Raw genomic sequence first — 16,407 nt, 5'->3', positions numbered from 1 at the left:
GGCGAATGATTCCAGGGCCCGCGGACGAGGCCACAGCCCGGCAGTTGGGGAATGGACGACCCGGCGCAACGCTTCGCCCGGATGGGCATCGGCGTCTGTGCTGACAACCTCACCGGAGGGGGGAACCTTGGCCACATTCGTCCTGGTCCACGGAGCGTTCTACGGAGGCTGGTGCTGGAAGCGCGTCCGGCGCCTGCTGTGCGAGGCCGGCCACGAGGTCGCCACCCCCACGCTCACGGGCGCGGGGGAGCGCCACCACCTGCTCACGCGGGAAGTGGGACTCGCCACCCACATCCAGGACATCCTCAACGTGCTCGAGTACGAGGACCTGCGCGAGGTGGTGCTGGTGGGCCACAGCTACGGCGGCATGGTCATCACCGGGGTGGCCGACCGCGTGCCCGAGCGGCTCCGGCACCTGGTCTATCTGGACGCGCACCTGCCGGACAGCGGCCAGGCCGCCAGCGGGGCCTTCTCCGAGGGGACCAGCGACGTGCTCCAGTCGCTCTCACAGGCCCAGGGTGATGCCTGGCTCCTGCCGCCGCTCCCGCTCCACGCCATGGGAGTCACCCGGCCCCAGGACGTGGCTTGGGCACAACCGCACCGGGTTCCCCATCCGCTGCGCACCCTCAACGAGCCCCTGTACCTGACCCGAGGGCCCTGCCCCCTGCCCTCCACCTACGTGCGCTGCACCCAGCGCAACGGGCTCATCCAGGCGTTCGGCACGGACCCGCTGACGCCCTTCTTCGAGAAGGCACACCAGCGCGGCTTCCACTTCCGTGAAATCGACGTCGGCCACGACGCCATGGTGGCCGAGCCCGAGCTCACCGCCCGGGCCCTGCTCGACGTCGTGGCGCGGGCCTGACGCACGGCGGCAAACCCGCACGGACCGTGCTAGGACAGGGCCATGCGCCTGCGCTCCCTGCTCGCCCTGTTCCTCGCCCTGTCCCTGCTGCCGGCCTGCAAGAGTCAGAAGGAGGAGGCTCCCGCTGCTCCCGCGAAGCCCGCTACCGCCGCGGCGGCCCCCACCGCCCCGCCCGCCGCCCAGAAGCCGAAGATCGGACTCGTGCTGGGGCTCGGTGGACGCGGGGACCAGGCCTTCAATGACTCGGCCCTGCGCGGGCTGGAGGTGTGGGCCGCGGGCGTGAAGTACGAGGAGGGTGGGTACAAGGACGCCTCCGCCGAGGAGCGCCAGGCTTCGATCCAGGACTCCCTCGGGCAGGACCAGGCGCGGCGCAACCTCCAGGTGACTCCGCTCGGCATCACCCCGGTCGTCCTCCAGAGCCGGGTGGCCGAGGACTACGAACCCAACCTGCAGCTGCTGGTGGACCAGGGGGTGTCGCTGTCGCTCGGCGTGGGCTTCATGCTGGAGAACGCGGTGGAGGCGGCGGCGAAGCGCAATCCGGAGATGCACTTCCTGCTGGTGGACAGCCCGCTGCTGTCCGCCCAGAACGAGCCGTACACACTGCCCAACGTGCGCACCGTCGTCTTCCGCGAGGAGGAGGGCTGCTACCTGGTGGGCGCGCTGGCGGGGCTGGTGACGAAGACGGGCAAGGTGGGCTTCGTGGGCGGCATGGAAATTCCGCTCGTGAAGCGCTACGAGGCGGGCTTCCGCGCGGGCGTGGCCGCCACCAACCCCAAGGCCACGGTGGTGGCCAACTACACGGGGAGCTTCACCAACTTCGCCCTCGGCAAGCAGGTGGGGCAGGACCTGCTGGTGAAGGGCACGGACGTCGTCTTCGCCGCCGCGGGCGTAGACGGCCTGGGTGCCATCCAGGCGGTGAAGGAGGCGCGCGACGAGGGCAAGCCCGTCTACGTCATCGGCGTGGACTCGGACCCGTCGCACCTGGCGCCCAAGGCCGTGCTGTCCGCGGTGGTGAAGCGCGTGGACCTGGTGGTGTACGAGACCATTCGCGACCAGGTGCAGGGTCACTTCCAGGGAGGCAATCTGTCATTGGGTCTCCAGGAAGGTGGCATCGCCTACGCCCCGGTGCGGCTGGACTTCCCCGGCAAGGACGAGGCGCTGCGCAAGCTGGAGGAGCTGAAGGCGAAGATCATCTCCGGCGACATCAAGGTGCCCACCCACCCGGATCAGCTCCAGACGGCCAAGGCGGGCAACGGCAGCCACTGAGCCGGAACCGGGGAGCGGTTGATATGCTCGCGGCGCATGAGCACGAGCCTCTGGTTGAAGCTGGGTGACTTCCTCGGTGACGCCTACTTCATCTACACATTTGGCCTCTGGCTCGGATGCCTGGGGCCTCATGTATTGTTGCTCCTGGGCTACTTCTGGAGCGTCACGCGGAAGCCGGGCTTGTGGATCCACACCGCCCTGGAGCTGATCTACGGGCTGCTCAACCCGGTGTTGTACCTGCTCGTCTTCGAGCCGGCGCTCCTCCGCTCCGTGTCCTCCGTGTGGCTGGCGGCGCTCTGCTGGAGCCTCCTCATCGGGTACTGGGGCCTTCGGCTCATCGGCCGCCTGCTTCCCATCCCGCGTGAGTCGCTGAGGTCACCGATCCGGCTCCTGCTCACGGCATGCATGGGGCTCGTCCTCATCATGGGCCTCCGGGACCTCTTCTCGAACCCGACCGGCCCCTGGTACGCGGCCCTCGGGCTCAGCCCGCTCTTCCCGCTCTACCTCATGCCCATCGCCATCGCCGAGCGGCAACGCCGGTGGACGCGTGATGCCGAGAGCTGGACCAGAACCGATGCGTTCTTCCTGTCCTCGGCCCTCTCCCGGGTGGCCGTGGTGCTCGGCGTGCTGGGGGTGGTCCTGATGTGTCTGGCCGCGGTCTGGCGGCCCTCCGAGCGCACCACGCGCGAGCTGCTCCTCGCGCATCGTGACGACATCCTCTCCGCCTCGGCCCGGGCCAACGTGGACCCACGCCTCGTCGCTTCGATTCTCTTCGTCATCCAGCGGGAGCACACCACGCCCTTCCACTCCGCGCTGGAGGAGACCGTGGCCGGAGCATGGCTGGTGGATCCAACGAGCCATGCGCTCATCTCCAAGGCGCTCGATCCCTCCCTGGGGCTGGCGCAGATCAAACCCAAGACGATGCTCACGGCCCTCTGGATACGCCGCGCGAGCGATGGGGTGCCGGGCATGCCCAACAAGCACTATCGCGACGTGCCGGACGAGGGAGATGCCCATCAGCGGATCCCCTCCCCGGGCCTGCGCAAGGTCCAACACCCCGTGATCTCGAGCGCTGCGCGCAAGCCCGAGGTGGTCCAGGCGCTGCTCGACCCGAAGCAAGGCATCGCCCTCTGCGCCTTCCTGCTCGATCTCTACGCGACGCAATGGGAGACGGCGAACGCCGACTGGGGCATCCGGCACCAGCCCGACATCCTCGCCACGCTCTATCAGATCGGCTTCCAGCGCTCGCACCCCAAGGCGGATCCACGGCCCAACGCGTTCGGGCAGCGCGTCCGGGAGGTGTTCGACGAGCCGTGGATGCGGGAGCACTTCGCTCCTCAGTGACGGGCTCAGGGAGCCTTCGGAGCGGCCCCGAGCGCCTGGCATGCGGGAGCAAGCCCGAGCCCGCACGCCTTCTGGATGAACTCCCGGGCGCGCTCGGGATTCTTGGCCACGCCATTGCCATTCTTGTGGGCGATGCCGAGGTTGAGACAGCCGCCCGGCACCTCCGCGCCGCAGGCCTTCTCGAAGAACGTGACGGCCCGCTTCATGTCCCGCGCCACGCCATTGCCCGCCATATAGGACACACCGGCACTGTTGCACGCGGCCATGTTCCCCGCATCGCACGCCTGTGAGAGAAGCGTCGTGGCGCGCGCCGGATCCTTGTTCACCCCGGTCCCGTTCGCGTAGGCGATGCCGAGACGGAAGCACCCATCGGCGTGCCCCTTGCCACAGGCCTTCTCATAAGAGGTGACGGCGCGCGATGGATCCTTCTCCACGCCCAGACCCGACTCGTAGGCCTGGCCGGCGTTGAAGCACCCCTTCGCGTCCTCGGCCTTGCAGCTCTTCTCGAAGAGGGCGAGGGCCTGCTTCGGATCCTTCTTCACGCCCGTGCCTTCCGCGTAGGCGATGCCCAGGTTGTTGCATGCGTCCTGATAGCCCTTGTCGCACGCCTTCTTGAAGAAGGTGGCCGCGCGGGCCTCGTCCCGGGCCGTGCCCACGCCCTGCGCATGCGCCAGCGCCAGGTTGAAGCACTCCATCGCGTCGCCCTTCTTGCAACCCGCCTCGTGGGCCTTGAACTGGCGGACCAGCTCCTCATGGCCGAAGAACCCTTCCGCCTTCTCCGCCTCCTTCGTCGGTGCCGCCGGCTTTGACGCCTCTTTCGGCGCCTGCTGCGCGACACCGGGCGCTCCCAGCAGGGTGATGGCCAGGGTGAGACCGATCACCCACGGGCGCCGGCCGTCCTCGATTCCAGAGCGAAACATGCGGAAGTCCTCCCGGGCGTGAGAGCCCGTCGTGGGAGGAGGGATATACCCAGGATCCCCACTCCCGCGAAGAGACCGGGAGTTCCTCCCTCCGCCGGATTCCCTCAGCGCGGCAACCGGACGCGCCGGGCCCGCACGGCCTCCGTGCCGCCCAGGGACTCGAGCACGTCCGCCAGGAGCTTGTGCGCCTCCTCCACGGCACGGCTCCCATGGCGGCGCCGCAAGCGCTCCTCGAGCCCGGCGCGCACCGCCCGGCCCTTGTCCACGGCGGCACGTCCTCGCGCCGACAGCCGCACCCGCCGCACGCGCGCATCGTCGGATTCCGTCTCCTCGACGTAGCCCAGCTTCTCGAGCTCGGCGACCGTCTTCGACGCGGCCTGCTGCGTCACCTCCAGCAGCGCCGCCAGCTCGCTGATGGACCGGGGGCCACCGAGCAGGTGCTGGAAGACAAACCCGTGCGCGTAGCGCAGGCCCGTGAAGCCCGCCGCGTGAATCTCCTCCAGGACCACGTCGTTCACCCGCATCCCCACGAAGAGGGCGAGGTGCCCCAGGTCCAGGGACTCGAGCTCCACGGTCGCTGTGTCGGCTTCCTTCCGGCGCGGCATGCTGATCATCTTGCATTCACAACCTGGGTTGTGCAAATTGCATTTCACAACCACGGTTGTGCATCAGACAGGAGGAAGCCATGTCCCAGACGAATCTCGAGACCGCTCGCCGCTACCTGAGGGCCCTCGAGGAGGGGAAGACGGGAGACGCGATGCTCGCCTTCTTCCACCCCGAGGTGATGCAGCGGGAGTACCCCAACCGGCTCGTCCCCTCCGGGGTCACGAGGGACCTGCGGGGACTCATCGAGTCGGGAGAGAAGGGACAGAAGGTGGTCTCCAGCCAGCGCTTCGAGGTGAAGCACACCGTGGCGGAGGGCGACCACGTGGCGCTCCGGGTCGAGTGGAGCGCCACGCTCAAGGTGCCGATCGGCTCGCTGCCCATCGGAGGAACGATGCGGGCCTCGTTCGGCGTGTTCCTCTCCTTCCGGGACGGCCGCATCATCGAGCAGCACAACTACGACTGCTTCGAGCCGTTCTAGCGAAGGCCCAGACGAAGGCTGTTAGGCTGGCCTCCCGCCAGGAAGCCAGCCGCCCCATGTTCACAGCCAGATCGCCGCGGCCCGAATCGCACGCCGCCGCCCCGGAGCCCCTCTCCCCCGCCTCGTCCGGCGTCGAAGTGGTGGGCGTCAGCAAGTCCTACCGCCGGGGCCAGCGCGTGCTGTCGGACGTGAATCTCCACATCCGCGCCGGAGAGAGCTTCGGCATCATCGGGCCCAACGGGGCCGGAAAGACGACCCTGTTCGGGTGCATGCTCGGCCTGCTGTGGCCGGACACCGGCTCCGTGCGCGTCGCGGGCCTGCCGCCAGACCACCTCGAGGTGCGCCGCGCCACCGGCTATCTCCCCGAGCGGCTCACCTTCGACCGGGAGCTCACCGCGCGGCAGTTCCTCGCCTTCCACCACGCCCTGGCTGGCCGCCCCTCCCGGGAGTGCCCCCACGAGGTGGAGGCCCTCCTCACCCAGGTGGGGCTCGACAAGGACGTGTGGGACCGCAACACGCGCAAGTTCTCCCGCGGCATGATCCAGCGGCTCGGCCTGGCCCAGGCGCTCGTCGGACAACCCCGCTTCCTCTTCCTCGACGAGCCCACGCTGGGCATCGACCCCGAGGGCGTGCTGCACCTGCGCGCCCTGCTGCGCGACATCAAGTCCCGCGGCGTCACCCTCATCATCAACTCGCATGACCTGGCGCAGCTCGAGCGCGTATGCGACCGGGTGGCCCTCTTCCGCGCCGGCCGCGTGGAGGCCATCGAGGACCTGAGCTCGCCCCACCCCACCATCACCCGCCATGAGCTCGTGGTGCGCTGGGCCGGCGACAATCCCCTTCCGCCCGACACGCTCGCCTCCGTGGCCCGGGAAGCGGGCGCCACGCTGCTGGACACCTCGGAGGACTCGCTGCGCTTCTCCGTGGAGGATGACTGGGGCGCCTCGCGCCTCCTGGGAGCCCTGCTGCGAGCCGGACTCCCCGTGGCCAGTGCCTCCCGCGAGGAAGGGCGGCTGGAGCGCTTCTTCCAGCAGAACGGAGCCCGGACCCCATGAGCTTCATTCTCTACCAGGCCCGCGTCCGGCAGAGCTTCCACCGGCTGCTCACGCTCGGCCTGCCGCTCGCCCTCGTCTTCACGTGGCTGTCCGTCGACGTGTCGATGCTGCTGTACACGAAGTTCAATGCCCCCCCGCTGCTGTTGCGGCCCGGGGACATCTTCCTCATTCCCCTCTGCCTGGGCATGGGCACCATCGGCCGGGACGTCTCCGAGGGTCTGCTGCCCGTGCTGCTCACCCGCCCGATGCGGCGATCCTCGTATGTGCTCAGTCACTGGGCGGCCCTGGGCACCGTGGCCTCCTTCTGGGCCCTGCTCCATCTGCTGCTGCAGTGGGGGCTCATCCAAATCGCCACCTACCAGCCCCCTCACTCGATCGAGCTGCTGTACAACGCCCTCGGCCGGGTCTCGCTGTGCTTCGGCATGGCCGCCACCCTGGTGTGCTTCTCCTCGCGGCTGCCCGCCTTCGGCAACCTCGTTCTGTGGGGCGTGCTGTATTACCTGATGGATCAGGTGCTGCCCGGCTTCGGACAGACCCCCTCCATCCTCGAGTTCACCTTCACGGCGCGCCAGTACCTCAAGGGGCTGCTCCTGCCCGAGCTGGACTTCCGCAGGACGTTCGCCGCCACGCCCATCTCCTGGTTCCGGCTCACCACCTACGCCTCCAACGTCTCGCTGCTCTTGTTGCTCGCCATCTACGTCTTCAACCGGCGCGAGGTGTCCTATGCATCGCGATGAGTCCGGCTCCACCCGCGCGCTGCCCCGCTGGCTGGTGGTGGCCGTCCCCCTGCTGCTCGGAGCCCGCGTGGCCAGCGGCCTCTACGAGAAGGCGCACCCCTCCAACCCCGCGAGCCTGGTGGTCTGGGCTCCCCTGGAGGAAGCCGAGGCCCTCTCCGTCGAGCGGGGACTGCCCATCCTCTATGACTTCTCCGCCGACTGGTGCATGCCGTGCCAGGTAATGGATCGCGAGGTGTTCGAAGACGCCACCGCGGCCCGCTACATCAACGCGCGCTACATCCCGGTGCGGGTGACGGACCGCAGGGAGGAGGAGGGCGAGAACCACCCCGCGGTGCAGGCCCTCCTGCGCAAGTACCAGATCCTCGGCTTCCCCAGCCTCGTCGTCGTGCCTCCGGACGGAAAGAACGTGAGGCAGAAGCGAAGCTATGACGGCTACACGGAGACGCTGAAGTTCCTCCGCATCCCGACGCCGTCCAGCGGCAGGCGCTCCGCACCGCTCAGCCGTCCAGGCTCTCCGTGAGGGGGCCGCGGGATTGACCTCAGGTGAAACCCCACCCCACGTCCCACACGCATATTGGCTGGCGCTCGGGCAAGCGCCCGCTTAGTTGTGAAGCACCTGGAATCCGGCTTTAGCGCCAAATTCCAGTTGAGACCACAACCATGTCCATCATCCAGTCGCTTCGTTCCCGCCTGCTCCTCGCTGCGCTCTCCCTGGGGCTCTGCGCGCTGAGCATTCCCACTTCCGCTCAGGCCGCCACCTCCGCGGCGTGCACCAATGGAGGATTCACCATCACCCTGCCCAGCGGCCAGGTGCTGTCCGCGAAGAGCGGCTACAAGATTTCCCGCTCGGCGCTGCCCACCAACAGCCTGGTGCGCGTGCGGGGCCGCTATATCGAGTTCGACCTGAACGTCTCCACGTTCGCGGTCTACAACTACACGCTGACGGGTGCGTCCAACCCCCTGGACATCACGGGCGGGGTGCGAACGGTGCTCTTCACGCGCAAGGAGCCGAACCTGGGCGGGCAGAAGGTGGACGCGGGTGACTTCGAGGTGACGCTCTCCGCTCCCGACCTGGAGTTCCGCCGCCAGGGGAGTGCGCTCAAGATGAAGATCCAGGCCAAGGACTGTGCCCAGGGCGGCATCTTCCAGATGGAGCCGGAGACCAACAGCGGGGCGGACGTCGTCATCACCCACACGCTGGCGTCGCCGGGCATCTTCTATTTCACCAACCCGTACACCGGGAAGGTGAACTTCGGGAACTCGGACCTCATCCGCGGCAAGGACAGCCCGCAGGTGGCCGCGAAGCTCTCCCAGAACGAGTTCGAGACGGTGTGGAGCGTCGCGTCCGGCGGCCGCATGGGCGGAGTGCTCGGCGAGGACGCGATCGAGTCGTCCCCGCCGGCCACGGCGTGCGTCCAGGATTGCCAGGCACAGAACCGCATCCACGGCAGCGTGCCGGTGCTCGACCCGGTCTACGAGAGCGACGGCGGCGAAGACTGAGTTGCGTGACCGGGGCACCGTCTCGGCCGACAGGCGAGCCACGGTGCCCCCGGGCCCAGGCGGTCCCGGTGCTCCCGCTCAGCAGCAGCGTCCGCCGCCGCCTCGGTAGCGCGCCCGCATGCGCTCGTTGAAGAACTCCTCGTAGCTCATCACGGGCCGCTCCGGGTGATGCAGGCGCATGTGCTCGACATAGGTGTCGTAGTCGGGCACGCCGATGAGCAGGCGGGCGGTCTGCACCGCCCGGCGCCAGAGCCTCATCCACCTGTCATTCAGGGTGGGGCTCATCTCACGGGCCCGCCGTCGCCACGGGGACATACGGCGACTCCTGCGCGGTGGGCGTCGCCGCACGACGGGCCGCCAGCGCGGCGCGGAGGCCGAACACGAGGGTCGTCACGACCAGCAGCATGAACAGCACCGTCAGCGAGGCATCCACGTAGTCGTTGGTGATGACCCGCTGCATGTCCTCCACGGACTTCGCCGGTGCGAGCACCCTGCCCTCCGCGGCCGCCGCGGCGAACGCTCGCGCGTGGGCGACGAAGCTGACCTTGATGTCACTGCCGAACACCTTCTGACAGCCGGCGGTCAGCGTGCAGCACACCAGCCACACCGTCGGAATCGCGGGAATCCACAGGTAGCGCTCGCGCTTCATCTTCACGAGCACCACGCAGGACAGCGTCAGCGCGATGGCGGCCAGCATCTGGTTGGCGATGCCGAACAACGGCCACAGCGTGTTGATACCGCCCAGCGGATCCACCACGCCCTGATAGAGGAAGTAGCCCCAGCCCGCCACGCAGATGGCCGTGGCGATCAGGTTGGCGCTCCAGGACTCGGTCTTCCGCAGCGGCGCGTACACCAGGCCGGCCAGCTCCTGAATCATGAAGCGGCCCACCCGCGTGCCCGCATCCACCGTGGTGAGGATGAACAGCGCCTCGAACAGGATGGCGTAGTGGTACCAGAAGGCCATCATCCCCTCTCCGCCCATCAACCCGTGGAGGATCTGCGCCATGCCCACCGCCAGGGTCGGCGCACCACCCGCTCGCGACAGGATGGACGACTCGCCGATCTCCCGGGCGGTCTGGGTGAGTATCTCGGGGGTGATCACGAAGCCCCACTGGCTGATGGTCCGAGCCGCCTGCTCGGCGGTGGTGCCAATCAGCCCCGGCGGAGAGTTCATGGCGAAGTACACCCCCGGCTGCAACACCGTGGCGGCGATGAGCGCCATGATGGCGACGAAGGACTCCATCAACATCGCGCCGTAGCCCACCATGAGGGCCTCGCGCTCGTTGGCCAGCATCTTCGGCGTCGTGCCCGAGGCAATCAGCGAGTGCCAGCCCGACACCGCGCCACACGCGATGGTGATGAACAGGAAGGGGAACAGGTTGCCGGAGAACACCGGGCCGGAGCCATCGACGAACCGGGTCACCGCCGGCATCTTCAGCTCCGGCGCGGCCAGGATGATGCCCACCGCCAGCACCAGGATGGTGCCGATCTTCAGGAAGGTGGACAGGTAGTCGCGCGGCGCCAGCAGCAGCCACACCGGCAGCACCGAGGCACAGAAACCGTAGCCGATCAGCATCCAGGCCAGCGCCCGGCTGTCATAGGTGAACAGCGGCGCCAGGGCCGGCATGTCGGCGACCTTGCCCCCCATCCCGATCGACAGCATCAGCAGCACGAAGCCGATGATGGACACCTCGAGCACGCGCCCTGGACGGACGTAGCGGAGGTAGAGGCCCATCAGCAGCGCGATGGGAATGGTCATGGCAACGGTGAAGGTGCCCCAGGGGCTGCCGGTCAGCGCCTTGACCACCACCAGGGCCAGCACCGCGAGGATGATCATCATGATCATCAGCACGCCGATCATCGCCACCACTCCGGCGGCCGGCCCCATCTCCATGCGCACCATGTCGCCCAGGGACTTGCCATCGCGGCGGATGGACAGGAACAGGATCACGAAGTCCTGCACCGCGCCGCCCAGCACCACGCCGAAGAGGATCCACATCGTGCCCGGCAGGTAACCCATCTGCGCGGCGAGCACCGGACCCACCAGGGGTCCGGCACCCGCGATGGCGGCGAAGTGGTGGCCGAACAGCACCCACTTGTCGGTGGGCACGTAGTCCAGGCCATCGTTGCGGCGCTGCGCGGGCGTCGCTCGGGTGGGATCCAGCTGCAAGGCCTTGTTGGCGATGAACCGGCCATAGAAGCGATAGCCGATCAGGTAGACGCAGACGGATGCCACCACCAGCCAGGTGGCGTTGATGGTCTCGCCCCGATGCAGCGCCACCGTTCCCAGACAGAACGCACCGACAATGGCAACCAGTGCCCATCCCAGTTTGCTCACGACGCTACCCATGGACCCCTCCACTCGAGCTGATCGCGGCAACGTTCGCCTCGGAGCCGGGCCGGGTCAATGTCCGAGAGCGTCCACCTGTGCTCCAGCGGTAGCAACCGCCGGGTGGGCCTCGGCGCGTGCGGGCAGCCCTACTCCTCGGTTCCGGAGCCACCGCGCTCGAGCTCGCGGATGATGTCCGACAGATCGTCGTCCGCCTCCTGGATGACGAAGACGCCGTCCTCGGCCGAAGGTGGACGGGAGGGGGCAGACTCCTGCGCGACACGCTTCGGCCTGGACGGAGGCGGCGGCCGTGGGAGCGGCTCGGGATGGGCCGGAGACGGGACGCGGAGCTGCGGAACAGGCGTGGGAGGAGGCTCGGCGGGGACGTCCTCCGCAGTGGAAGGCAGGTGCCAGTCCGTCTTCCGGCCCAGCCACTCCGCATAGCGAGTGAACGTCCAGGAGCCATCGGCGGCCCCCGTCTCGATGGCGGAGGGGAGCTTGAAGAAGAACCCCTGGCGCACGAGGCTCTTCACCGGCGTGCTGGCCATGAGGACCTCGCACTCGGGCACGCGGATGCCGAGGTCCGGGCGGTGGCGCAATCGCTGACACACCACGCCGACGAGGCAGTCCGCGAGCTGGGCACACACCGCGCCCTGGATCTCCGGGGGAAAGGCGGACACCACACGCTGGAGCGCCTCGGGGGCGCTCGCGGAGTGCACGGTCGCGAGCACGAGGTGTCCCGTCTCCGCCGCGTTCAGCGTCAGCCGCATCACCTCCGGCTCGCGCATCTCCCCCACCATGAGCACATCCGGATCCTCCCGAAGTGCATCCACGAGCGCTTGCGCGAAGGACGGCGTGTCTCGGCCCACCTCGCGCTGGCGGATGAAGGACTGGCGTGGCACCAGCGCGTACTCGATGGGGCTCTCCACCGTGATGATGTGCCGGGCCTCGCTGAGATTGATTTCCTGCAGCAGCGCCGCGAGCGTGGACGTCTTGCCCACCCCGGTGGGTCCACACACCAGGACGAGCCCATGAGGTGACTCGACGAGGCGGCGCAGCTCGGGGTGGAGGTTGAGCTTCTTCAACGTGGCCTGGGCGGAGGACAGCAGGCGGATGGCGAAACCCACACCGCGTGCGCTGCGCAGGATGTTGATGCGGCAGCGCTGGCCCTCCACCGTGCGCGAGACATCATGGGAGCCGCGCTCGATGAACTCGGACCAACCGGCATCGCCGGTGACGTCACGCGCCATGGCGATGAGCGTCGCCGCCGGGACCGCTTCGCCCACGAGCTTCAGCACGCCGCGAACGCGGAGCGCCATGGGCATGTCTCCCTCGAGGTGGATGTCGCTCGCCCCCTGCTCACGGGCGAGTCGGATGAAGGCTTCGAGTCCCACGGGTGTCCCCTCCTGCCAGGCGCTCATCAAGCAACCGACATGCCGTGCTCCGGCCAGGGACCAGCGTAGGGCGAGAAGCGCCCAGGGCTGCCCAGATGTCCGCGGCACGCGTGAGCGCGACGACACTTTGTCCCGGGCCGAGGTGCCGCCCGGCAGCGCCCCCACCGGGCGAACAGGCCCCCCCGATGGCACGCGAGCCCGTATAGTGCCCCCCCGAATGGCGCCACGAACGTTGGTTGCGGGTCTCGGCCTGGTGCTGCTGGCCTGCGTGGGCGGGCTGGCCGCCCTGCGCGAAAAACCCCTCGTGGCGACCGGGGCCACACGGCCACCGCCCCCCGCTGGGCAGGGTGAGCGGAGTGGGCTCCGGGCCGGCCCCACCGAGCGCGGCTTCCTGGGCGTCGTCACCTCGGACGAGTCGGTGGACCTGGCCACGCGATTCGAGGGCCGGGTGGAGAGCGTCCGCGTGCAGGTCGGGTCGGAGGTTCACAAGGGAGACGTGGTGGCCACACTGGACGCGAAGACGCGCCAGCAGGCGCTCGCCATCGCGGAGGCGGAGCTGCTCTCCCGGAAGGCCGAGCAGCAGATGGCGGAGCTGTCCCTGGAGGAGGCCGGAGAGAAGCTGAAGCGGCGGGAAGCGCCGGGCCAGCTGAGCACCGGTGCCATCTCCGAGGAGGAGCTGTCCGCGGCGCGCTACGAGCACCGCATGGCGAGCGCGAAGCTGGAGATGACCCGGAGCCAGGTGCGCGAGCGGGAGGCCCGGGTGGCCCAGCTCCGTCAGGAGGTGGAGGAGACCACCCTGCGCGCCCCCTTCGACGGGGTGGTGGCGGGCCGCTTCGCGCACCCGGGGGCCCTGGTGCAGGCGGGACAGGCCATCGTCCACCTGCTGCACCGGGGGACGCCCCAAGTGCGCTTCGCGATCCCCGCGGCCCAGGAGCATCACCTCTCCGTGGGAAGCCCGGTGCGGGTGGAAGTGCCGGAACGAGGCGTGGTGCTCGGGGGACGGGTGGCGCAGGTGGCGCCCGAGGTGGATGTCGCCTCGCTGATGATCTTCGCCCTTGCCGAACTGGAGGCGCAGGGCACTCCGTTGCCCGCGGGCACGGTGGTGCGGGTGTCGGCCGTGGCCGGGCAGGAGCACTCGGCGAGGGAGTAGCTCACTCCTCCCCTTCGCTCAGGGGACGGCTCGAGCCCGGATGCCCGGCCGCGAGCGTCTCCCCTTCCCGCTCCTGCGTGAACCCGGAAGCACTGGAGAGCTTCGTGTCCTCGTGCGGGTTGTCCGCCCTCATGACGGAGTGCGAGTGCGCCCGCTCGGGCCGGGCCTCGGACAAGGGGTGGTGACTTCCCGGCCGGCCCTCGGCGAGCGTGTGACGGCTCGGGTCGAGGTGGACGTGCTCGAGCAGCTCCTCGGGCTCACGGGGAACGAAGAGGGCGCTCATCGGCTCGGGCAGGGCCTCGCGCAGCCGGTGCAACGTCCCGGCAGACACCGCCTCCGCGATGACCTGGCAGACGACGCCCGTGTGCTCCACGGCGAGCCCGAGCCGCACCTGGGTCCGGGCCGCGACGCGCGCATGGAGCTCCGCGAGATTGAAGACCTGATGCGGAATGACCCTCCGCAGGCTCACGGCCAAGGCATCGGGAAGGTCCTCCGCCAGTGCCTGGATGATGGGCCAGCTCAACCGCTCGCCGATGACCTCCAGCACCGCGCGAATGGTACACTCCGACGCCTCCACACCAGGCAGCCCGGCGCGCTCGGCGACATAGGACAAGAATTCGTCGTACGTCATGGTCGTCCTCCTGGAGAACCTGCTCACGAGGAGCAAGACATGCGCCCGGCATGCGCACGCCAGCCCGTCGGGCAAGCCCCCGGGGACGGGTTTCACGTCCTCCAGGAGAAGTCGTACTCGCTGTCGAGCGGCCCCAGCACCCGGCCCTGGACCCGCGCGTCCTGAGCACCCAGCCGCGCGAGGGCCTCCAGCATGGCGCCCTCGTGGTACGGCATGGGCAGGAAGCTGCGCCGCACGGTGAGGCGGCCACGAGCGGGGCCCACCCACTCCACCGAGCGCTCCCCGTAATTGGAGATCACCTTGTAGATGGCCTGGATGCTGGAGGCGATGTGCTCGTTGCCACCGCCGGCCTGCGTGTGCATCGCGGAGCCCACGGACGAGGTCATGACGCCCACCGCGGCCTTCTGCCCCAACATGCGCAGCACCTGCTCCGCGCCTCCATTCCGGGGCCCCAGCTCCTGCACCGCGGCAATGGTCAACCGGACGAGCAGGGTGACGGGGTAATTGACGAAATCCAGCAGCCGTTGCGAGCCGAGCACCGACTGGCACCGGGCCAGTGACTGCTCGTCGCCGAGTTCCCGGACTGCATCCAGCGTGCGGGAGAGGAACAGCCCACGCGCGGTGTCCTCGGAAGTCGCCAGCTCCATCATCTGCTCCAGCGCCTTGACCCAATCCATTGGCATCGTGTTCCACCGGCTCGTGCTCATGTCCTCCCTACCCGCCTGTCCCGTCTTCCGTCTCGAGGGGAGCGCGCCAGCATAGAGCAGGGCCATTCCAGGTCCAGGTTCCCACTGCGTCGCACGAAATCAGCTTCCTCATTCCAGTGACAGCGGCTGACGGCGACGGTGTTCCATCCACCAGTGCCGGCGCTGAAACCTTCCCCCTGGGAGTTGGAACATGAATGTCTTGCATCGAGGATTGTGGTTGGGCGCTTCGCTGCTGGTGGTGGGCCTTACCGGAGGAGGCTGCGGACCGGAGGAGCCGGCCGCGACGGGCGTGGACCCCCGTCAGACGGCCCTGGAGGTCCGTCAGGAGTCATTGCCCCCTCTGGACCGCGAGGCCCTGCGCCAGTCCATCGCGAACCTGCCGGATGAACAGACGACCGCGGCCCTGGTGCGAGTGAGCGGCAGGGATGGGCACTGGCTCGGCACGTCCGGGGTCGCCGACATCCACACCGGAGCGCGGGTGCCCATCGACGCGCGGTTCCGGATTGGCAGCATCACCAAGACGTTCACCGCCACGGTCGTGCTGCAGCTCGCGGCCGAGCACAAGGTCGATCTCGACCGGGCCATCCAGGAGTACCTGCCTGGCCTGTTGCCCGTGGACTACAAGCCCATCGCCGTCCGGCATCTGCTCAACCACACCCACGGCATTCCGAAGACGCCCCTGGACTCGAAGGATCCCCAGTGGTTCTTCGAGAACCGGTTCCGCACCTGGACGCCGGCCGAGGTGGTCGCCCTGTCCGTCTCTCGAGGGCCCAGGTTCGATCCAGGCACCCAGCAGGAGTACGGCAACATCGGCTACATCGTCGCGGGCCTGCTCATCGAGAAGGTTACCGGACACCCCTACGGGCAGGAGGTCCGCGACCGCATCCTGCGTCCCCTGCACCTGCGGAACACCTCCGTCCCCGGAACCGACACGACGATTCCCGGGCCGCACGCCCGTGGCTACGAAGCCGTGGTGCAACCGGATGGAACGACCCAGCTCGTCGATATCACCGAGGCCAACCCGACCCTCGGATGGTCCGCGGCCGAGATGATCTCCACCACGGCCGACCTGGACCGCTTCCTCACCGCCCTGTTCAGGGGAGAGCTGCTGCCCCCCGCCCAGCTCGAGGAGATGTTCACCGTTCCGGACGTGCCCACGTGGAACGGAACCCCCCAGGATCCCACGGGCGGCCGCGCCTACTACAGCGCGGGACTGATGCGCTACACCCTCAACGGCATCGTCCTGTGGGCCAAGAGCGGCGACCGGCCCGGCTACAACAGCGGAATGGGAGCCACCCGGGACCTGCGGCGCCGCATCGTCTACGTGGTCAACACCACCCACATGGGCCAGGATCGGCCGGAGATCGCCGACCGGATCGTCATGGCCACCTTCGCGCCCCACTGAAGCAGACGCGCAGGGCAACCGGC

General features: G+C 68.8%; 17 protein-coding genes. 10 read left to right on the top strand and 7 right to left on the bottom strand.

Going from position 1 to position 16,407, the window contains the following annotated elements; translation table 11 throughout:
* Positions 1-127: 127 nt before the first annotated feature.
* From DAT35_RS59565 to DAT35_RS51760, 3 genes are read left to right on the top strand one after another with little or no spacing between them, the layout of a single operon-like run.
* Positions 128-862: an alpha/beta fold hydrolase gene (locus tag DAT35_RS59565; RefSeq protein WP_158502237.1), complete on the top strand. Its 735-nt coding sequence runs from the start codon at positions 128-130 to the stop codon at positions 860-862.
* A gap of 42 nt (positions 863-904) precedes the next feature.
* Positions 905-2,128, top strand: coding sequence for a BMP family protein (locus DAT35_RS51765; RefSeq protein WP_108076896.1), 1,224 nt, complete (start codon positions 905-907; stop codon positions 2,126-2,128).
* A 36-nt stretch (positions 2,129-2,164) separates the two neighbouring features.
* Positions 2,165-3,472 carry a hypothetical protein gene (locus tag DAT35_RS51760; RefSeq protein ID WP_108076895.1) on the top strand — a complete coding sequence of 436 codons (1,308 nt, stop codon included), beginning with the start codon at positions 2,165-2,167 and terminating at the stop codon, positions 3,470-3,472.
* 5 nt (positions 3,473-3,477) lie between these two features.
* On the opposite strand, the gene DAT35_RS51755 is transcribed toward DAT35_RS51760, so the two are convergent.
* On the bottom strand, positions 3,478-4,392 hold the full coding sequence (locus tag DAT35_RS51755) for an SEL1-like repeat protein (RefSeq protein WP_108076894.1): 915 nt from the start codon (positions 4,390-4,392) through the stop codon (positions 3,478-3,480).
* Positions 4,393-4,496: 104 nt separating this feature from the next.
* Positions 4,497-4,997 (bottom strand): MarR family winged helix-turn-helix transcriptional regulator, encoded by a 501-nt coding sequence (locus DAT35_RS51750; protein WP_233262209.1) that lies wholly within the window; start codon positions 4,995-4,997, stop codon positions 4,497-4,499.
* 80 nt (positions 4,998-5,077) lie between these two features.
* Between DAT35_RS51750 and DAT35_RS51745 the strand changes: the two genes are divergently transcribed.
* The 5 genes from DAT35_RS51745 (at position 5,078) to DAT35_RS51725 (ending at position 8,768) form a co-directional block, all read left to right on the top strand.
* On the top strand, positions 5,078-5,476 hold the full coding sequence (locus DAT35_RS51745) for a nuclear transport factor 2 family protein (protein ID WP_108076893.1): 399 nt from the start codon (positions 5,078-5,080) through the stop codon (positions 5,474-5,476).
* 56 nt (positions 5,477-5,532) lie between these two features.
* Positions 5,533-6,531, top strand: coding sequence for an ABC transporter ATP-binding protein (locus DAT35_RS51740; protein ID WP_108076892.1), 999 nt, complete (start codon positions 5,533-5,535; stop codon positions 6,529-6,531).
* Positions 6,528-7,268 carry a hypothetical protein gene (locus DAT35_RS51735; protein ID WP_108076891.1) on the top strand — a complete coding sequence of 247 codons (741 nt, stop codon included), beginning with the start codon at positions 6,528-6,530 and terminating at the stop codon, positions 7,266-7,268. Before DAT35_RS51740 ends, DAT35_RS51735 begins: the two co-directional genes overlap by 4 nt.
* Positions 7,255-7,788, top strand: a complete 534-nt coding sequence (locus DAT35_RS51730; protein WP_108076890.1) for a thioredoxin family protein — start codon at positions 7,255-7,257, stop codon at positions 7,786-7,788. Before DAT35_RS51735 ends, DAT35_RS51730 begins: the two co-directional genes overlap by 14 nt.
* 140 nt (positions 7,789-7,928) lie before the next feature.
* On the top strand, positions 7,929-8,768 hold the full coding sequence (locus DAT35_RS51725) for a hypothetical protein (protein ID WP_108076889.1): 840 nt from the start codon (positions 7,929-7,931) through the stop codon (positions 8,766-8,768).
* Between the two features lie 78 nt (positions 8,769-8,846).
* Here DAT35_RS51725 and DAT35_RS51720 read toward each other — a convergent pair whose 3' ends face one another.
* From DAT35_RS51720 to DAT35_RS51710, 3 genes are all read right to left on the bottom strand, one after another.
* Entirely contained in the window at positions 8,847-9,026 is a 180-nt protein-coding gene (locus DAT35_RS51720) for a YbdD/YjiX family protein (protein WP_108076950.1), read from the bottom strand.
* 28 nt (positions 9,027-9,054) lie between these two features.
* A complete protein-coding gene (locus DAT35_RS51715; protein WP_108076888.1) occupies positions 9,055-11,118 on the bottom strand; it encodes a carbon starvation CstA family protein in 2,064 nt (687 codons plus the stop codon).
* A 128-nt stretch (positions 11,119-11,246) separates the two neighbouring features.
* The gene (locus DAT35_RS51710) at positions 11,247-12,491 is read right to left on the bottom strand and encodes a type IV pilus twitching motility protein PilT (RefSeq protein ID WP_158502235.1); all 1,245 of its coding nucleotides are present in this window, start codon (positions 12,489-12,491) and stop codon (positions 11,247-11,249) included.
* A 217-nt stretch (positions 12,492-12,708) separates the two neighbouring features.
* On the opposite strand from DAT35_RS51710, the gene DAT35_RS51705 reads away from it, so the two are divergent.
* The gene (locus tag DAT35_RS51705) at positions 12,709-13,641 is read left to right on the top strand and encodes an efflux RND transporter periplasmic adaptor subunit (protein WP_158502234.1); all 933 of its coding nucleotides are present in this window, start codon (positions 12,709-12,711) and stop codon (positions 13,639-13,641) included.
* 1 nt (position 13,642) lies between these two features.
* On the opposite strand, the gene DAT35_RS51700 is transcribed toward DAT35_RS51705, so the two are convergent.
* Together DAT35_RS51700 and DAT35_RS51695 are read right to left on the bottom strand one after the other, a co-directional pair.
* Positions 13,643-14,272, bottom strand: a complete 630-nt coding sequence (locus tag DAT35_RS51700; RefSeq protein ID WP_108076886.1) for a DUF2267 domain-containing protein — start codon at positions 14,270-14,272, stop codon at positions 13,643-13,645.
* Positions 14,273-14,364: 92 nt separating this feature from the next.
* Positions 14,365-14,949, bottom strand: coding sequence for a DUF2378 family protein (locus DAT35_RS51695; protein WP_158502233.1), 585 nt, complete (start codon positions 14,947-14,949; stop codon positions 14,365-14,367).
* A 220-nt stretch (positions 14,950-15,169) separates the two neighbouring features.
* On the opposite strand from DAT35_RS51695, the gene DAT35_RS51690 reads away from it, so the two are divergent.
* A complete protein-coding gene (locus DAT35_RS51690) occupies positions 15,170-16,384 on the top strand; it encodes a serine hydrolase (RefSeq protein ID WP_108076884.1) in 1,215 nt (404 codons plus the stop codon).
* Positions 16,385-16,407 lie beyond the last annotated feature (23 nt).

The sequence above is a fragment of the Vitiosangium sp. GDMCC 1.1324 genome (assembly GCF_003044305.1).
In the GTDB taxonomy this organism is placed as follows: Bacteria; Myxococcota; Myxococcia; order Myxococcales; family Myxococcaceae; genus Archangium.
This window is presented reverse-complemented; position numbering and strand designations above follow the sequence as displayed.

Excerpts from the sequence above, each read along its gene's own strand:
- DAT35_RS51765 (WP_108076896.1), top strand. The coding sequence starts at position 905 with ATGCGCCTGCGCTCCCTGCTCGCCCTGTTCCTCGCCCTGTCCCTGCTG.
- DAT35_RS51760 (WP_108076895.1), top strand. The coding sequence starts at position 2,165 with ATGAGCACGAGCCTCTGGTTGAAGCTGGGTGACTTCCTCGGTGACGCC.
- DAT35_RS51755 (WP_108076894.1), bottom strand. The coding sequence starts at position 4,392 with ATGTTTCGCTCTGGAATCGAGGACGGCCGGCGCCCGTGGGTGATCGGT.
- DAT35_RS51750 (WP_233262209.1), bottom strand. The coding sequence starts at position 4,997 with ATGCCGCGCCGGAAGGAAGCCGACACAGCGACCGTGGAGCTCGAGTCC.
- DAT35_RS51745 (WP_108076893.1), top strand. The coding sequence starts at position 5,078 with ATGTCCCAGACGAATCTCGAGACCGCTCGCCGCTACCTGAGGGCCCTC.
- DAT35_RS51740 (WP_108076892.1), top strand. The coding sequence starts at position 5,533 with ATGTTCACAGCCAGATCGCCGCGGCCCGAATCGCACGCCGCCGCCCCG.
- DAT35_RS51735 (WP_108076891.1), top strand. The coding sequence starts at position 6,528 with ATGAGCTTCATTCTCTACCAGGCCCGCGTCCGGCAGAGCTTCCACCGG.
- DAT35_RS51730 (WP_108076890.1), top strand. The coding sequence starts at position 7,255 with ATGCATCGCGATGAGTCCGGCTCCACCCGCGCGCTGCCCCGCTGGCTG.
- DAT35_RS51725 (WP_108076889.1), top strand. The coding sequence starts at position 7,929 with ATGTCCATCATCCAGTCGCTTCGTTCCCGCCTGCTCCTCGCTGCGCTC.
- DAT35_RS51720 (WP_108076950.1), bottom strand. The coding sequence starts at position 9,026 with ATGAGGCTCTGGCGCCGGGCGGTGCAGACCGCCCGCCTGCTCATCGGC.
- DAT35_RS51715 (WP_108076888.1), bottom strand. The coding sequence starts at position 11,118 with ATGGGTAGCGTCGTGAGCAAACTGGGATGGGCACTGGTTGCCATTGTC.
- DAT35_RS51705 (WP_158502234.1), top strand. The coding sequence starts at position 12,709 with ATGGCGCCACGAACGTTGGTTGCGGGTCTCGGCCTGGTGCTGCTGGCC.
- DAT35_RS51700 (WP_108076886.1), bottom strand. The coding sequence starts at position 14,272 with ATGACGTACGACGAATTCTTGTCCTATGTCGCCGAGCGCGCCGGGCTG.
- DAT35_RS51695 (WP_158502233.1), bottom strand. The coding sequence starts at position 14,949 with ATGGATTGGGTCAAGGCGCTGGAGCAGATGATGGAGCTGGCGACTTCC.
- DAT35_RS51690 (WP_108076884.1), top strand. The coding sequence starts at position 15,170 with ATGAATGTCTTGCATCGAGGATTGTGGTTGGGCGCTTCGCTGCTGGTG.